The organism is Vibrio sp. 10N.286.48.B8 (genome assembly GCF_003050085.1).
Lineage (GTDB): Bacteria > Pseudomonadota > Gammaproteobacteria > Enterobacterales > Vibrionaceae > Vibrio > Vibrio crassostreae.
The window spans coordinates 63,528-79,320 of record NZ_PIGD01000012.1 but is presented as its reverse complement, the minus strand read 5'-3'; the positions used below and the strand labels follow the sequence as shown (position 1 = coordinate 79,320).

The following is a 15,793-nucleotide window of genomic DNA, read 5'->3' as shown; positions in this document are numbered from 1 at the left end:
TACTGTTCCGTTCATTTGTTTGATTTGAAGTTGGGTAGTGAGCCCAAAGTAAAAGGATTCCTAAAAATCGCGGTATATTATAGCAGCGATATAATAAAATAGGCAGCCTAAGCTGCCTATTCATTGATATTCTTATTTTTAACTTGTTGATTATCTAGCTAGGCTTGTGAAGTAAACCTATTACTTAGTCGCCATTAGATAATAAGCTAAGTTACTGACCTGCTTTAAGTTTCATGAAGTAATCTTCGTACTTCACTGTCTTGTCGCCAACTGCAGCTTGCCATTCAACACGGTCAAGGTCTTCTTGAGACGGGAACAGAGCAGGGCTGTCTTTGAACTTCTCGTTAGACGCTTTAACTGCCGTTAGGTAGCCAGTATCGCGAGAAATCTGCTCAGCAATTTCAGGGCGAAGTAGGAAGTCGATCATCTTATGAGCCGCTTCTACGTTTACCGCACCAGAACTGATTGCAAAGTTATCAACCCAACCGATACCGCCTTCTTTAGGGAAAACCAATTTGATTGGTAGACCTTCGTTTTGCGCAGCGGCAGCAGAACCGTTCCACAGCATACCAAGTCCAACTTCACCAGACATATATGGCGCGCCTGGGTTATCTGAGTTAAATACTAGAACGTTTGGCATCAGCTTTTGTAGCTCAGCGTACGCTTCGTCGATCTCTTTCTCGTTTGTTGTGTTACCAGAGTAACCTAACTTACGTAGTGCGATGTGGAACACTTCACGAGTGTCATCCATCATCATTAGTTGACCTTCAAGCTCAGGCTTCCATAGATCAGCCCAGCTTTGGAAATCTTCTGGATCGTACATGTCAGTGTTAACAGCAAGACCTGTGATCGCAACTACGTGTGGAATAGAGTAGTCGTTACTTGGGTCGTACGGCTTATCTAGGTAGTTAGTATCTAGATTCTTGAAGTTGTTCAGCTTAGTTTTGTCGATCTTTTGTAGCATACCTTCGTCACGCATCTTAGATACGAAGTAAGTCGACGGCACAACTAGGTCGTAGCCTTTGTTGTGTGTTTTTAGCTTTGCGTACAGGGTTTCGTTCGACTCGTAAGTCGAGTAGATAACCTTGATACCAGTTTCATCAGTGAACTGTTCTAGAATCTCACTGTTGATGTAAGGTCCCCAGTTCATGAATACCAATTCTTTGTTATCTTTTGCAAATGATGGTGCAGATAACATTGAAAGCGCACATGCACTACCAGCTAATAGAGTAGCCCATTTTTTCATTGACGTTAGCTCCAAACTAAACGTTGCCCGAAGGCAGTAGATAGAAAAACAGAATGGCAATTTCCATTCTGTTTATGATTAACACTTTTTTGAACTTGAAGTAGCTTAACTTCTTACCAAGCCTGTCTCTTTATAGAGTAGGAGACTTACTTGATTTTTTCTCTCGCTAATAACTGAGAAATGATCACCAGTATTAACGACACCACTAACATCACTGTTGCTAGGGCGTTTACCTCAGGAGAGATACCCACTTTAACCATTGAGTAAATCTTCAGTGGTAAGATTTCATACGTTGGACCGGTTACGAAAGAACTGATGATCACATCGTCCAGAGACAGAGTGAAGCTCAATAACCAACCCGCAGCAACCGCTGGCTTAGCAAGTGGTAAGATGATCTGTTTTAGGATCGTCCATTCGCTCGCACCTAAGTCTTTTGCTGCTTCTAACATCTTCACATCAAAGCCATTCAAGCGACTGTAAACCGTTACCACAACGAACGGTAGACAGAAGGTAATGTGAGCAGCAAGTAGGGTAAAGAACCCAAGTTGTACACCCATTACTAAGAACAGAGCCAGTAACGAAATTGCCATTACGATATCTGGTGACATCATTACGATGAACAACATGCCATTTACGATGCCTTTACCTTTAAATTGGTAACGGAATAGGGCTACTGCTGTAAGGCTACCGACAATCGTTGCGGCTGTTGCTGAGAACACCGCTACATTGATCGAGTGCCACGCAGCCTGCATTAGGCTGTCGTTGTTAATAAGCGCGTCATACCATTTAGTCGTGAAGCCACCCCATTTCATACCAAACTTATTGGCATTAAACGAGTTAGCAATCAATACGATAATAGGTAGGTATAGAAAGGCGTATACCAGCGCCATAAAGCTGAACTTAACTGTGCGCCCCATTAGTCTAGCTCCACTTTCTTATTCAATAGCTTACCTGCTCGGTAGTAGGCATACAGCATCACAGCCATTGCCATGGTCAGTGCGATACTCGTCGCTGCACCAAACGGCCAGTCTCGAGCGTTGAGCACTTGGCTCTTAATCACGTTACCAATCAATAGGTTCTTAGCTCCGCCTAATAGGTCAGAGATGTAGAACATACCTAACGCTGGCAGTAGTACTAATAAACAACCGCCGATAATGCCCGGCATTGTTAGGGGCAGTACAACTTTCAATAGCGTTTGCAGTTTGTTCGCACCTAAATCTTTAGCCGCTTCTAAATACGTATCATCCAGTTTCTCAATCGCTGAATACAGCGGCAGAATCATAAACGGAAGTAGGATGTACACTAAACCGATCATTACTGCGGTTTCTGAGTACATGATACGTAGCGGTTTATCAATGATATCTAGCGCTAACAAACTTTTGTTCAAGACACCTTGCGTACCCAGTACAATCTTCAATCCATAAGTACGAATCAAAGAGTTAGTCCAAAATGGGACAATCACTAGGAACAACATGATTGGACGCCACTTCGCAGGCATTTTTGCCACGATGTAAGCGAACGGGTAACCAATAATTAAACAAAGTAGGGTTGCGACAATTGCCATATAGAAAGAGTGCATCAACACTTTAAAATACAGCGGGTCAGCCAAACGCACGTAGTTATCGAGGGTGAAGGTCATCTCGATCAAGTTCGCTTCATCACGAGTTAAGAAGCTAGTACCGATGATCATGATGTTTGGAATCATCACGAACAGCACTAACCAACCTGTGATTAAAGCAACAATTGCGTTTTGTAAATTAAACTTCTTGCTCATCTTCTAATACCACTTCCCAGCTCTCAACCCAAGTTACTGCAACTTTTTGGCCCAGTGAGTGATCAACATCAGGGTCATCTTCGTTGAAGAATTCGCTAACCATGACACGCATACCAGATTCAAGTTCTACAACTGAATCTAATGTCATGCCTTTATAGGTTCGCTCGACAATGTGGCCAACAATACCGCGTTGCTCAGACTCTTTGATTTCTTCGATACGAAGATCTTCAGGGCGAAGCAATACTTGCAGTTTTTGACCCGGTGTGACGTCTTTATCGTGATAGATAACCGACTCTTCACCTTCGATTGTCGCAACAATGCGTTTTTCATCTAGACGAGATTTCGCTGTCGCTTCGAATACGTTAATTTCACCAATGAAGCGCGCTACAAATAGGTTCTTAGGCTCTTCGTAGATCTCTCTTGGTGTTCCGTCTTGTTCAATCACGCCATCACGCATAACAATAATACGGTCAGACATAGACAGCGCTTCTTCTTGGTCATGCGTTACAAAAATGAACGTGATACCAAGTTGGCGTTGTAATTGTTTCAGCTCGATTTGCATCTGTTTACGCAGTTTGTAATCCAGAGCAGATAGAGATTCATCCAACAAAAGAACTTTAGGCTTATTAACGACAGCACGAGCGATTGCAATACGTTGCTGTTGACCACCAGATAGCTGGTGTGGCTTTCGTTGTGCCATTTGTTCTAGGCGCACCATTTTCAAAGCATCCATTACACGAGGTTCAATCTCGCTGTTTGGAACTTTCTGCATGCGTAAGCCAAATGCCACATTGTCGAAAACGGTCATATGTGGGAATAGGGCATAGCTTTGGAATACAGTGTTTACATGCCTTTGTTCAGCAGGAACTTGGGTTACGTTTTGTTCAGCTAATAGTATTTGACCACTATCTGCCGTTTCAAAACCCGCAATCATTCTTAGTACGGTTGTTTTACCACAACCTGATGGGCCTAAAATCGTGAGAAACTCACCATGATTTACGTTTAAATCCAGATTGCCGATGACTTCCTTACCATCGAAACTTTTACTGATGCCAGTTAGCTGTACTACTGGCTTTCCTACTGATTTTTTAGCGTTCAACGTCTGTTTTTCTCCACCTTGGTTCTATTTGAGACCTGTTGCTATACACCTTTAAGGCGCGCATCATAATCACCAAAAACGTGAATTCAAAGCATTTTTTACCTTTCGAAGATAAAAAATTTCGCAGGTAAAAGTAAACATCCTTTACCATACTGTTATTTACTGGGTTTACACCCCAACAAGTGTCTAATTATTAACCATTAAGACGCAAAAGCAAGCCTTGTTACAGAATCATATTTTAGTTTGTATCCGACATATGAGTATAATGAAGGTAATTTTTTATCAATAAGTTAGGTGGTTTCGCTTAATCGGCGCACCTAGGTATCAATATGAACAACGACATCGAAAAAGATTTTAATTTGGGCGGTAGTATCAACCGTGCACTTTCTGGCGATTATGAGCTCAAAGCAACGGCTGTATTCCAAGAAGCTTGGAAACATACGATAAGTCACTTTCTTTCGTTTTCCCCTGCGATTATTGCTTTGATGTTTGTGCAACTCGCTATCTTTTATATCGCACTTAAACTACAGCTTGGTGACCCTGCGGTTATATTGGATGCGGTTATCGACCCAGAGTCGTTTACACCACAAATCGTTGAATCAATTTTTATTGCGAACTTTAGCTATGAAGTGATCAGTGCACCTATCTATGCTGGTATCTGTTTAATGGCCATGAGCCACGCTGCTGGTCTACAAACCAAAGTACGCCATATTGGTAAAGGTTTGCAGTTTACGGTTCCCGTTATCCTAGTGACTTTATTTAGCCTAATGCTTCAAGGCATAGCAGGTATGATTCTGCCGTTCTTATCTATCTACTTTTCACTTGCGTTCAGTCATTCGATTCTGCTGATTTGTGATAAGAAAGTGCCGCCAATGCAATCGCTTCTGCTTTCATTAAGAGCGGTAAACAAGAAGATCTTCGTGGTCGCGTCTATTTACCTAATGGTTATGTTGATGTTCATCGTGGCTGCGATGATGTACGGCATTGGCTTAATCTTCGTTCTTCCATTCTTCTTCCACGTGAAAGGTATCCTTTACCGTGAAATGTTTGGCATCAAGTTGAAACTGATTGCTTCAGATCGTCCAAAGAGTGATGACGATAACAACGACAGCAATAACGACGACAATAACAAAAACCCACAGGTGTTCGATGCATAAAGACACACAGGCAAGCGCAAGCAAATCACTTGCGCTTAAAGTGACGGCACTGGCTCTTGTTGGCTCTATTTCACTAATTGGTCCTTATATTTACCAAGAAGAGGAGCGTCGACGTACGACAGAGCAGAGCGCCAATTCCACTGACCAATTTGGCGACTTGACGGTTTCTTCGAGCACACCAAATTTTGCGGCCATCGAAGATGTGAACGAGAAAAAGGACACATTTTTTTCGTTCCTACGTCCAAGCATCAATATTGAAAACAAACGTATCACCAAAGAGCGCGCGTTTTTAACTAAGCTCTCTGAATCTGGTTTAAACAAAATTGATTCTGAAGACGCGTCTTATGCGAAAAGGTTAGGGAAGTTATACAGCTTACCTGTGCCTAGTGAAGGTTTAGATCTGGCATGGCTGACAGAGATGCTTAATCGCGTCAATGTACTGCCAGAAGCGCTCGTACTGACACAAGCAGCGAATGAGTCAGCTTGGGGAACGTCGCGTTTCGCCACCAAAGCGAACAACTATTTCGGACACTGGTGTTACACCAAAGGTTGTGGCCTTGTTCCGCTACAACGTAACGAAGGTAGCTCTCATGAAGTCGCAACATTCTCTTCAAGCCAAGAGTCTGTGCACCGTTACTTCATGAACCTAAACCGAAACCGTGCTTACGCAGACCTAAGAGCAATTCGCGCAAAACTAGCAACACAGGGCGACGATCTGTTAACGACCGAAACCGCAACAGAGCTCACCAACGGCTTGCTAAAATATTCTGAGCGCGGTTCAGACTATGTGACTGATTTACAAGCTATGATCCGTCACAACGAGGTATACTGGACAAAGTAACTCGATTTGATAGTCATTTGTTGAGCTTATACGATAAGTTCGACCAAATAACATCACATAAAGAGCAGCTCATTGGCTGCTCTTTCTATTTATAAACGCTCAACTTCGACAAGATTATAATAATGAAAAAGACAGCACTCGCTATATTAGCCTCATTAAGCCTTGGGGTTTCTCTTCCAGCTTCCGCGCAAGAGTACATGTTCACGTATTCTAAACTTTATACTCAGCTGAAAAACAACACCAAAGAAGGGCATGATGATGTCAAAGTTGCGGTCTTCTTTGTTGATCAACAAGCTCAGCAAACCTGTCACATCAGCAAAGCTTGGATGGAAAAAGAAGAGCACTACGAAGAGCTAAAAGTCTCTCCTGCGAATGAACTGCTTCTACCTGTAGATCAAAACCTACGTTCAGCTAATCCTCTTATCTTTGTACAAACTCAAGAAGAAGAGTGTGCGTATTCTTTGGTTGTGATGACGCAAGAGCCTTTAGCTGGCACAGTAGAAGTAACTCAACTAGAAAACCTATTACCACAGATGCAGGCGATGCTTGAAGATGTCAGCGGTATGTTCTCTGGTTGGTTCACGCCTGATATACAAGGGTTAACGCTGGAATTCGCTAATAAGCTTGAAGGCAACATAGAGGTTTCAAACGGCAAGCAACTACCAATCGAAGAAGGGCGAGCGAAATTCACCTTAGAAGAACTGAATGGAAGTGACAGCATCACGTTACCAGAACCAACAGTTCGCGTATTGCCGTACATTCCCGCGCAATAATTTTTAAAGGAATTATTGTTAGCAGAATCAGTCTCCAAACTTTCATGACATATCTTAAAGCAGCCTGATCGAATTAGAGCAGGCTGCTTTTCTTTATCTGTGATACCAACCGAGAGCTTGTGAAGCCGCGTTTCCCTACCGCTTAGGGAGCTTATCGAATAATAAAAGCCGAATCTTTCTAATACTCAGCTTGTTTATCCTGCCGTTACTATTTCAACATGAAATAAAAATCCGTATAATCCACGCCCTAAAACAGTCCCACTAGCAATCTACAGTCGGTAATACGACGGTGTGAGAGTCGCAATGAACCAAAACGATAATAGAAAAGAAACACTTGAATTCAACAAACTTCAGAAACGTCTGAGAAGAAATGTTGGAAATGCCATCATCGACTACAACATGATCGAAGAGAATGACGTAGTAATGGCATGTATTAGTGGCGGTAAAGATTCATTTGCGATGCTAGACATTTTGCTACGTTTACGTGAAGCAGCGCCTATCAAGTTTGATGTTGTGGCAGTAAACCTAGATCAAAAACAACCTGGGTTCCCTGAACACATTCTTCCTGAGTACTTTGAAACGCTGAACATTCCTTACTACATCGTAGATAAAGATACGTATTCAGTGGTTAAAGAGAAAGTGCCTGAAGGCAAAACAACGTGTGGCCTATGTTCTCGTCTTCGTCGTGGTACTTTGTACTCATTCGCAGAGAAGATCGGCGCAACTAAGATCGCACTTGGTCACCACCTAGACGACATCGTTGAGACCATGTTCCTAAACATGTTCCACGGCGCGCGCCTAAAGGCTATGCCACCAAAGCTTCGTTCAGATGATGGTCGTAACGTTGTTATCCGTCCACTGACTTACTGTCGCGAAACGGACCTAATCAAATACGCTGAGCACAAAGAGTTCCCAATCATTCCTTGTAACCTATGTGGTTCACAAGAGAATCTACAGCGTCAGAACATTAAAGCGATGCTAATTGATTGGGATAAGAAAACGCCAGGTCGTGTTGAGAAGATCTTCAAGTCAATCCAGAACGTAAGCCCAAGTCAACTGGCTGACCGCGAGCTGTTTGATTTCGTGAACCTTCCTCTAGACCGTAGTGAAGATCGCAAAGCATACGAATTCGAAGAAGCTGAAATCTCATCTTCAAACATTGATGAGTCAATGTTCATCGACGTAACCAACGTTTAGCCATTTGAGTCGATAAAGATGATATTAGCCATTCTGTATTTGGAATGGCGTTGCTCTAGATAAACAAAAACGCCTCAAGCAATGCTTGAGGCGTTTTTTTATGAGTTGAACTTGTAGTGAAGCTCTGTGCTTAAACGACTTAACCTTTCGAAAGGTTAGGGTCTAATGGGCTCACGTAACCAGACGGTTTAAGAGCCAACACATCACAGTTAATTTTGTCGATAACATGCTCCGCTGTATTACCAATAAACACGGCAGACAAGCCAGTACGACCCGTGGTACCCAGAATAACCATTGCAGCGTTATTTTCAGAAGCCACACGAGGAATAACATCTTCAGGCAAGCCTTGCTCAACCACAGTTTGTTCTTCACACATACCGTGCTTTTGGCGAAGCGCTTTCATTGCCGTCAAGTGGTGACCACGAACTGCGTCAGTATAAGACGTTGGATCAAACTCTGGCAGTTCAATCGTGATATTAGCAGGTGTCACTGGGTAGGCATTCACCAAGAACGGTTCAGCATCCAAACGACCCGTGATCTCTAGTAACCTGTCGACCATAGTGTCGTTAAGCTCTAAGTGAGCTTCTGTTTCCGAACCAACGTGAACTGAAGCAAAAATCTTCGCGTGATCTGGCCAGAAATCATTTTTAACCAATAGCACTGGGCTAGGGCATTTTCTCAACAGATGCCAATCAGTTGGAGTGAAGATGACAGACTCCAAGGTATCATGCTTACGCGTACCTTTGATTAATATATCATGCTCGCCACTATACACCTCGGCAATGATCGCTTCGTACGGGCGGTTGTGCCAAACCACTTGTACATTAAATTCAATAGAATCATCTAGGTAAGGTTCTGCGACTTTATTCATCCAAATTTCGCGTTGGTGAATTACACCTTTGCGCATTGCGTCTCTTTCATCGATAGAGAGCATAGATGTCATTTCATACGAGAAGTCGTATATCGACAAAAAGAAAGTGATGTGGCTTGTTGAGGTGCTTTTCTTGGCAAGTTGGATAGCACGAACTAGAGCAGGTTGCTCATCGTGATTAATGTCTGCGACAACTAAAATTTTGTTATAGATACTCATAACTAAGCCTACTTTTCAGACCGAACATATAAATAATGTAGCGTAGTTATGGGGAGATTAAGAGAAATAAAAGAGGTTTTAAGAGAGAAACATGATGTAGCTCATTATTGAACTACATCATTGATATCTAGACTATTCTTTTGAAACGCCAGCAAGTTCCATCAACGCATCGTGATCTTCGATAGTGATATATTTGCCTTTAACGCTCAAGATGTCTGCTTTTTGGAAACGACCTAAAAGACGGCTGATTGTTTCAACAGTCAAGCCAAGGTAGTTACCAATATCGCCACGAGTCATCGTTAGGCGGAACTCACGCGGGCTGAAGCCACGCTGAGAGAAGCGAGTAGAAAGGTTGTAAAGGAATGCAGCAAGACGCTCTTCCGCGTTCTTCTTAGAAAGAAGCAGAATCATTTCTTGGTCACCTTTAATCTCGTTACTCATCAGGCGCATAATTTGCTGACGCAATTTAGGCATTTTTCCTGATAGGTCATCAAGAATTTCATATGGGATTTCACATACCATAGAAGTTTCTAGCGCTTGTGCGAAACTAGGGTGTAGGTCACCAGTAATCGCATCGAAGCCAACAAGATCGCCCGCTAGGTGGAATGCAGTAATCTGCTCATCACCTTGCTCGGTAATCGTGTAGCTCTTGATCGTTCCAGAGCGAATAGCGTATAGAGATTTAAGCTCGTCACCGGCTTTAAATAACTCTTGGCCTTTTTGAATAGGCTTTTTTCTCTCAATGATCTGATCAAGTTGATCGAGTTCAGATTCATTCAAAGTAAACGGAATACAGAGCTGGCTAATACTACAATCCTGGCAATGGATTGCACAGCCGCCAGACTGAACACGTTTCGTCACAGGCTTTTCAGAAATCATAACAATCTTTCACTATTTGATATACGTCAATATTTTAGCATTCCTTTATCCAGTTGGGTAGTAAAAAAACCGGATTTAAAGAACAGCTATACGGTATAAATAATGAGCTGCAATGCCATATAACCGGTATAGAAACCATAAATGAGGATTAAAATTGCGCCTAGTTGGCGAAATAAGTCAGCTTGTTGCAGTTTCTTGAGGAAATTAGCGCCCATACCAACCGTCAGCATCGCTGGAAGCGTCCCTAAACCGAAGGCAAGCATGATGCCCGCTCCGTTGTACCAGCTTCCCGATACCGCAGCCCACGTTAGCATAGAGTAAACCAGGCCACATGGAAGCCAACCCCAGATAAAACCAAAAGGCAGGGCATGGCTTGGGTGTTTGAGCGGAAGAAAAGACTTACCGATTGGAGAGATATAACGCCAAAGCTTCTGGCCGACTTTTTCAAAGAACAGCAAGCCGAACCACCATTTGCCAATGTATAAACCTAAGATGATCATAAAGACAGCAGCAAATAGACGCAGCCAACCGAGCAAGGCATTAAAATCGCTGAGCTGGCCAATCGAAGAGATTGCTCCGCCTATCACGCCACCAATCACGGCATAGCTTAATAGGCGTCCAAGGTTATAAAGCAGGGGAATAACAGGGGAAGGCTTCGTGTTACCAATCGAAAGAAGCGACGCGATGCCACCACACATTCCCATGCAGTGTCCCGCGCCGATCAATCCAACAATAAAAGCTCCGATCCAATCAGGCGTCATCATTCTTTTTATCTAAGTTAGGTTGGCTTTCTGTATTGGCTTTTTCATTCTTAGCAAGTTTGCTATCTGAATGGTTGTGAGCTTTTTCGTCTTCATCAAACAGAATGTTGTGGCCTTGTCGCTCAAGGTCTTCAAACTGTTCGCTCTTAACGGCCCATAGAAAGATGCCGACAGCGATACACACAAGTACGATCGCGATTGGAATGAGTATGTATAAACTTTCCATTATTTACCTTGCTCTTTTAAAAGCCTTAACGAGTTAGACACAACAATAATAGAGCTAGCAGACATGCCTACAACGGCGATGTAAGGAGCAACCAAACCAGCGACAGCCAATGGAAGAATAAGCAGGTTATATCCCAACGACCATGCAAGGTTCTCACGGATTATCTTACGCGTTTTTAGCGCCAAAGTACGCGACTTCAGTAATCTATCGAGTTTGTCGCCCAATAACACCATGTCTGCAGATGCTTTAGCCACGTCTGTACCGCCGCCCATAGCAACTGAAAGGTGAGCTCCTGCAAGAATAGGTGCATCGTTAATTCCATCTCCAACCATCATTGTGATGTCACTTGCATCTCTAGAGTTAAGGTAAGCCAGCTTGTCTTCAGGTTTCGCGTTCGCAACGATATCGGTAATACCAATCTCTTCAGCAACAGGTTTTGCGTTAATCAACGAGTCACCAGTCAGCAAGGTGGTTTTGATACCCGCTTGTTTGAATTGCTTAATGAACTCGATACTTTCTTTGCGAATCGGATCTTCATAAGTAAATGTCGCGATATGGCGAGCGGCCAATGACAGGTAGATACCGTTGCTTTCGGAAGGCTGAGATTCACCAAGAATGAACTCACTACTACCGATTGCTACTTCTTGACCATTCCACTCACCAGTAATACCTGAACCGATCACGTTATTGACAGACTCAACTTCAATATCATCTGAAATATGAGTCTTGAACGCTTTCGCAATAGGGTGGTTAGCGTGTTGCTCCAAGCTTGCCGCGACTTTGAGACAGGTGTCTTTATCAAGCTCGGCGAAGGTTTCAACTTGGCTGATACGAATATCACCCTCAGTCAATGTACCTGTTTTATCGATGATCAAGTGATTCACTTTGCACAAGGTTTCAAATACATGGCCTTTACGCAGCAAGATACCGAAGTTACCCATACGAGAAGTGGAACAGGTAATCGCCGTCGGTGTCGCGAGTGACAGAGCACACGGACAAGTCGCAACGAGCACAGACAACATGATCCAGAAAGCGTCTTCTGGTCGTGTTTGGTGCCAGTAGAACCAAGTGCCAAATGAAATGATCAAGATAACCGCAACAAAGTATCGCGCTACCACATCGGCAATTTCAGCAATTCTAGGCTTAGAAAGTTGCGCTTCATCTTGCAGACGAACGATATTGGAAATCACCGAATCCGCTTTTGATGTCATCACTTCCAGTTCAAACGACTCGTCACCATTCAATGTACCAGCGAAGACAGTATCACCCTCGTTTTTTACTACGTGGATAGATTCACCAGTCAGCATCGATTCATCAATATGAACTCGACCAGACAATACTTTGCCATCGGCAGGAATGTGTTCACCCGGAAGAACGCGAATTTGGTCGCCAACTTTTAAGGTTTTTACCGGAACTTGTTCGCCATCTAACGTTGTTGCCATAGCAGGAACGAGCTTAAGCAGGTTACCACTAGCAGCAGCTGCTTTACGACGAGCGCGCATTTCAAGGAAACGACCAAGCAGTAAGAAGAAGGTAAACATCGAGATAGATTCGAAGAATACTTCACCTTTCTCTGTCACCGTTGCGACCAAACTTGCAACATAGGCAAACAACAGAGCAATCGACACAGGCACATCCATACCCAATGTTCGCCCTTTGAGGCTACGCCACGCATTGATATAGAAAGGCAATGCAGAGTAGAGCAAAACCGGTGTTGCGAAGATTAAGCTGACCCAACGGAAGTAGCTTTTGAATTCGGGCTCAAGGTTACCAAAGACTTCAAGATAAAGCGCCACAGCCAGCATCATGACCTGCATGGTAGCTAAACCAGCAATACCAAGACGATAGAGATAATTCTTCATCGAGCGATGATAGGCGGCTTCTTGTTGATCAGCCTCGAATGGTGCGGCTTTATAACCTAGGGTGTGGATTGCAGACAACAGCTCGCTCAGTTTAGCCTGAGTGTTGTCCCAACTGAGCAGGGCGCGGTTAGTCGTGGTATTAACACGAATACTAACAACCCCTAACTTTGAAGAGACTTGCTTCTCAATAAGCCATGCACAAGCAGCACAAGAGACACCTTCTAGTGACAATGTCACTTCAGAGGTATTTTCAGAGTTACGGACAAACTCCAATTGAACATCTTCGTTGTCGTAATGACTGAGTGCCAGAAGTTGCTCTGGCACGAGATCCGCTTTTTCAGCTGGAGCGGTACGATATTGGTAGTAAGAGACCAAGCCGCTATCAACGATTGTCTGGGCTACGGTTTCGCAGCCCGGACAACACATCTGCCGCACCGATCCTAAGATTTCTACTTTAAAATCCGTTTCCGCTGGTACATCTTCACCGCAGTGATAACAGGATTCACACATAAGCTTTAGTTCGTTAGTTGAGTAGGAGTATCAATAGGGAAGTTCATGCGACCTTGAACTAACCATTCAGAATTATGCGGAGAAAGCTCGATAAACCATGGACCTTGCATTTCATGGTCCAGAGTCAACGTGTAGTTGCCTCTCGCATCAGCGGTCAGTAGCTGAGTAAAATCACGGTCAGGCAGCGTTCGGTGCACGAACATTGCGCTAATAGCAGGGAAGTGGTCTAGCTTGCCTTTGTCGAGAGTAATGATAACCGAGTTACCTTTCTCGCTAACTGAAGCTGATAGGCCAAGCTCTTTAGCAACGTTTACTTTTGAAATGTCGACATTAATACCTTTACCTTTTTTATAGTAATCTTCAGTAACAACGTGAACTGAATGGTTGGTAAGTATCGCGACTCGAACCAACGTTAGCATAGAAACGCCAACGGTTAGGAAGAGCAAAAACCACGGCCAAAACTGCTTATACCAAGGTTGTTCCATATTATTATTCTCAATATATACAATGAAATAAAACTATTTTTTACAAACACTTAAGGTTATAACTGTAAAAGAAAGACAGCCCCTTAAGAAGGGGCTGTTATCATTATGTTACTCTTTATCTGAGTTGCTGAGGCTCCAGACGTAGGCTGAGACGAGCTGAACCTTATCCTCACCGAGGATGTCTTTCCAAGCCGGCATTACACCAGAACGTCCGTACATGACTGTTTCCGTCACATCAGCGCGAGAATCGCCGAATAGCCAGTCGCGGTCAGTCAGATCAGGGGCGCCAACAGCAGGGTTACCCTTACCATCAGTACCGTGACACGCTGCACACACTACAAAGCGAGCTTTACCAGCCTCTGCTTCACGTGCGTTTACGCTACGACCAGAAAGGCTAAGCGTGTAGCTAACTACTTCTTTTACGCCTTCTTCGCCAAGAGCGTCTTTCCAACCTGGCATTTGACCGACACGACCATGCATGATGGTAGTAACGATAGCTTGTGGTTCACCACCATATAGCCATGCGTTATCAGTTAGGTTCGGGAAACCTTTCTGACCACGAGCATCAGAGCCGTGACACTGAGAACAGTTTTGTAGGAACAAGCGTTGGCCCACTTTGATTGCATCAGCATCTGATGCAATGTCAGGGACAGAACGTAGACCATTTTCGTCGTGAGCTAACTTTCTGAATGCTTCACCAAAGTAGGTGTCTGCATCATCAAGCTCTTTCGCGTATGCATCTAACTGTTTGTTTGCTTGCGCAGCAGCGATTGCAGAGCGAGACTCTTCTACGCTACGAACTGTTTGGTTTGAACTCGTCCAACCTAGTAGACCTTTAAAGTTGCCAAGGCCTGGGTATAGAGCTAGATAAACAGCTGCAAACACAATTGTGCTAACGAAAAGGTATGTCCACCATTTAGGTAGTGGGTTATTAAGCTCACGAATACCATCGTATTCATGGCCCATATCATGACCTTCTTCTACACCTGTTTTATCGTTGGAACACCAACGAAGTAAGGCTGCACAGCCAATCAACGTACCGATTGTGATTACTGTTACCCAAATACTCCAGAATGTACTCATTACTTCGTCACTCCTTGATTTTTATCTTTCGCAGGTGCTTCATCAGCGAACACTAGGTTTGCATCTTCGTCGAAGCGCGACTTACGATTTTTACCGAAAGCCCACCAAACGATGCCGATGAAACAAGCAAAAACAGTAACAGTCCAAACACTTTGAAATGTAATAATGTCCATAATTATTCCTTATTTCATTGCGTGGCCAAGCGATTGAAGGTAAGCGATGATTGCATCCATCTCTGTTTTTCCTTCAACATCTTGTTTAGCGTTAGCAATTTGTTCGTCTGTGTAAGGAACACCAAATTGATTACGGAAGATTTCAAGCTTCTGTTTAGTCAATTTGCCATCAAGTACATTCTCAGCAAGCCATGGGAAACCAGGCATGTTTGATTCAGGAACAAGTTCACGAGGGTCGATAAGGTGAACACGGTGCCACTCATCAGAGTAACGTTCACCAACACGCGCTAGATCAGGACCAGTACGCTTAGAACCCCATAGGAATGGGTGTTCCCAAACGCTTTCGCCAGCTACAGAGTAGTGACCGTAACGTTCCGTTTCAGAGCGGAAAGGACGAATCATTTGGCTGTGACATACGTTACAACCTTCGCGAATGTAGATATCACGACCTTCCATTTCCAGAGCAGAGTAAACGCGTAGATTTTCTACAGGTTCAGTCGTCTGCTTTTGGAAAATAAGCGGGGTAATTTCTACTAAAGCACCAAAACTGATAGCAATAACGATAAGAATCGCTAGTAGGCCAACGTTCTTCTCTACCAACTCATGGCGATTATTTGAATTTGAGCTCATTCTAAAT

The 15,793-nt window shown here is 43.6% G+C and carries 17 protein-coding genes; 4 read left to right on the top strand and 13 right to left on the bottom strand.

Translation table 11 applies throughout. The features are described 5' to 3' along the window. Positions 1–211 precede the first annotated feature (211 nt). From CWO08_RS14765 to potA, 4 genes are all read right to left on the bottom strand, one after another. A complete protein-coding gene (locus tag CWO08_RS14765) occupies positions 212–1,246 on the bottom strand; it encodes an extracellular solute-binding protein (protein ID WP_017059628.1) in 1,035 nt (344 codons plus the stop codon). A gap of 146 nt (positions 1,247–1,392) precedes the next feature. After that, positions 1,393–2,163 (bottom strand): spermidine/putrescine ABC transporter permease PotC, encoded by a 771-nt coding sequence (gene potC / locus CWO08_RS14760; protein ID WP_004733706.1) that lies wholly within the window; start codon positions 2,161–2,163, stop codon positions 1,393–1,395. After that, entirely contained in the window at positions 2,163–3,020 is an 858-nt protein-coding gene (potB, locus tag CWO08_RS14755) for a spermidine/putrescine ABC transporter permease PotB (protein WP_017059630.1), read from the bottom strand. The genes potC and potB overlap by 1 nt, the downstream gene beginning before the upstream one ends. Next, positions 3,004–4,119 carry a spermidine/putrescine ABC transporter ATP-binding protein PotA gene (gene potA / locus CWO08_RS14750; RefSeq protein ID WP_048658741.1) on the bottom strand — a complete coding sequence of 372 codons (1,116 nt, stop codon included), beginning with the start codon at positions 4,117–4,119 and terminating at the stop codon, positions 3,004–3,006. Before potA ends, potB begins: the two co-directional genes overlap by 17 nt. Positions 4,120–4,448: 329 nt before the next feature. Here potA and CWO08_RS14745 point away from each other — a divergent pair, with 329 nt between their 5' ends. The 4 genes from CWO08_RS14745 to ttcA all read left to right on the top strand — a co-directional run bounded on the left by CWO08_RS14745 (position 4,449) and on the right by ttcA (position 8,087). Next, positions 4,449–5,276, top strand: a complete 828-nt coding sequence (locus tag CWO08_RS14745; RefSeq protein ID WP_048612081.1) for a hypothetical protein — start codon at positions 4,449–4,451, stop codon at positions 5,274–5,276. After that, on the top strand, positions 5,269–6,117 hold the full coding sequence (locus CWO08_RS14740; protein ID WP_102431929.1) for a glucosaminidase domain-containing protein: 849 nt from the start codon (positions 5,269–5,271) through the stop codon (positions 6,115–6,117). The genes CWO08_RS14745 and CWO08_RS14740 overlap by 8 nt, the downstream gene beginning before the upstream one ends. Positions 6,118–6,239: 122 nt before the next feature. Beyond that, complete coding sequence (locus CWO08_RS14735) at positions 6,240–6,890, top strand: DUF2987 domain-containing protein (RefSeq protein WP_102431928.1); 651 nt, start codon at positions 6,240–6,242, stop codon at positions 6,888–6,890. Positions 6,891–7,193: 303 nt separating this feature from the next. Next, positions 7,194–8,087, top strand: a complete 894-nt coding sequence (ttcA, locus tag CWO08_RS14730) for a tRNA 2-thiocytidine(32) synthetase TtcA (RefSeq protein ID WP_017059635.1) — start codon at positions 7,194–7,196, stop codon at positions 8,085–8,087. A gap of 139 nt (positions 8,088–8,226) precedes the next feature. Here the strand turns inward: ttcA and uspE are convergent, their stop codons facing one another. The 9 genes from uspE to ccoO all read right to left on the bottom strand — a co-directional run bounded on the left by uspE (position 8,227) and on the right by ccoO (position 15,786). Then, complete coding sequence (gene uspE / locus CWO08_RS14725; RefSeq protein WP_017070547.1) at positions 8,227–9,177, bottom strand: universal stress protein UspE; 951 nt, start codon at positions 9,175–9,177, stop codon at positions 8,227–8,229. Between the two features lie 132 nt (positions 9,178–9,309). Continuing rightward, entirely contained in the window at positions 9,310–10,056 is a 747-nt protein-coding gene (locus CWO08_RS14720; RefSeq protein WP_017632474.1) for an FNR family transcription factor, read from the bottom strand. Between the two features lie 86 nt (positions 10,057–10,142). Beyond that, on the bottom strand, positions 10,143–10,817 hold the full coding sequence (locus CWO08_RS14715; protein ID WP_102431926.1) for a sulfite exporter TauE/SafE family protein: 675 nt from the start codon (positions 10,815–10,817) through the stop codon (positions 10,143–10,145). After that, entirely contained in the window at positions 10,807–11,043 is a 237-nt protein-coding gene (gene ccoS / locus CWO08_RS14710) for a cbb3-type cytochrome oxidase assembly protein CcoS (protein ID WP_102431925.1), read from the bottom strand. The genes CWO08_RS14715 and ccoS overlap by 11 nt, the downstream gene beginning before the upstream one ends. Beyond that, on the bottom strand, positions 11,043–13,415 hold the full coding sequence (locus tag CWO08_RS14705) for a heavy metal translocating P-type ATPase metal-binding domain-containing protein (RefSeq protein ID WP_108020683.1): 2,373 nt from the start codon (positions 13,413–13,415) through the stop codon (positions 11,043–11,045). The genes ccoS and CWO08_RS14705 overlap by 1 nt, the downstream gene beginning before the upstream one ends. Positions 13,416–13,420: 5 nt before the next feature. Then, on the bottom strand, positions 13,421–13,900 hold the full coding sequence (locus CWO08_RS14700; protein ID WP_048658748.1) for a FixH family protein: 480 nt from the start codon (positions 13,898–13,900) through the stop codon (positions 13,421–13,423). Positions 13,901–14,008: 108 nt separating this feature from the next. After that, positions 14,009–14,983, bottom strand: coding sequence for a cytochrome-c oxidase, cbb3-type subunit III (gene ccoP, locus CWO08_RS14695; protein ID WP_048658749.1), 975 nt, complete (start codon positions 14,981–14,983; stop codon positions 14,009–14,011). Next, positions 14,983–15,156, bottom strand: a complete 174-nt coding sequence (locus CWO08_RS14690; RefSeq protein WP_004733679.1) for a CcoQ/FixQ family Cbb3-type cytochrome c oxidase assembly chaperone — start codon at positions 15,154–15,156, stop codon at positions 14,983–14,985. Before CWO08_RS14690 ends, ccoP begins: the two co-directional genes overlap by 1 nt. A 9-nt stretch (positions 15,157–15,165) precedes the next feature. Beyond that, positions 15,166–15,786 (bottom strand): cytochrome-c oxidase, cbb3-type subunit II, encoded by a 621-nt coding sequence (ccoO, locus tag CWO08_RS14685; RefSeq protein ID WP_102431923.1) that lies wholly within the window; start codon positions 15,784–15,786, stop codon positions 15,166–15,168. Positions 15,787–15,793: the final 7 nt, after the last annotated feature.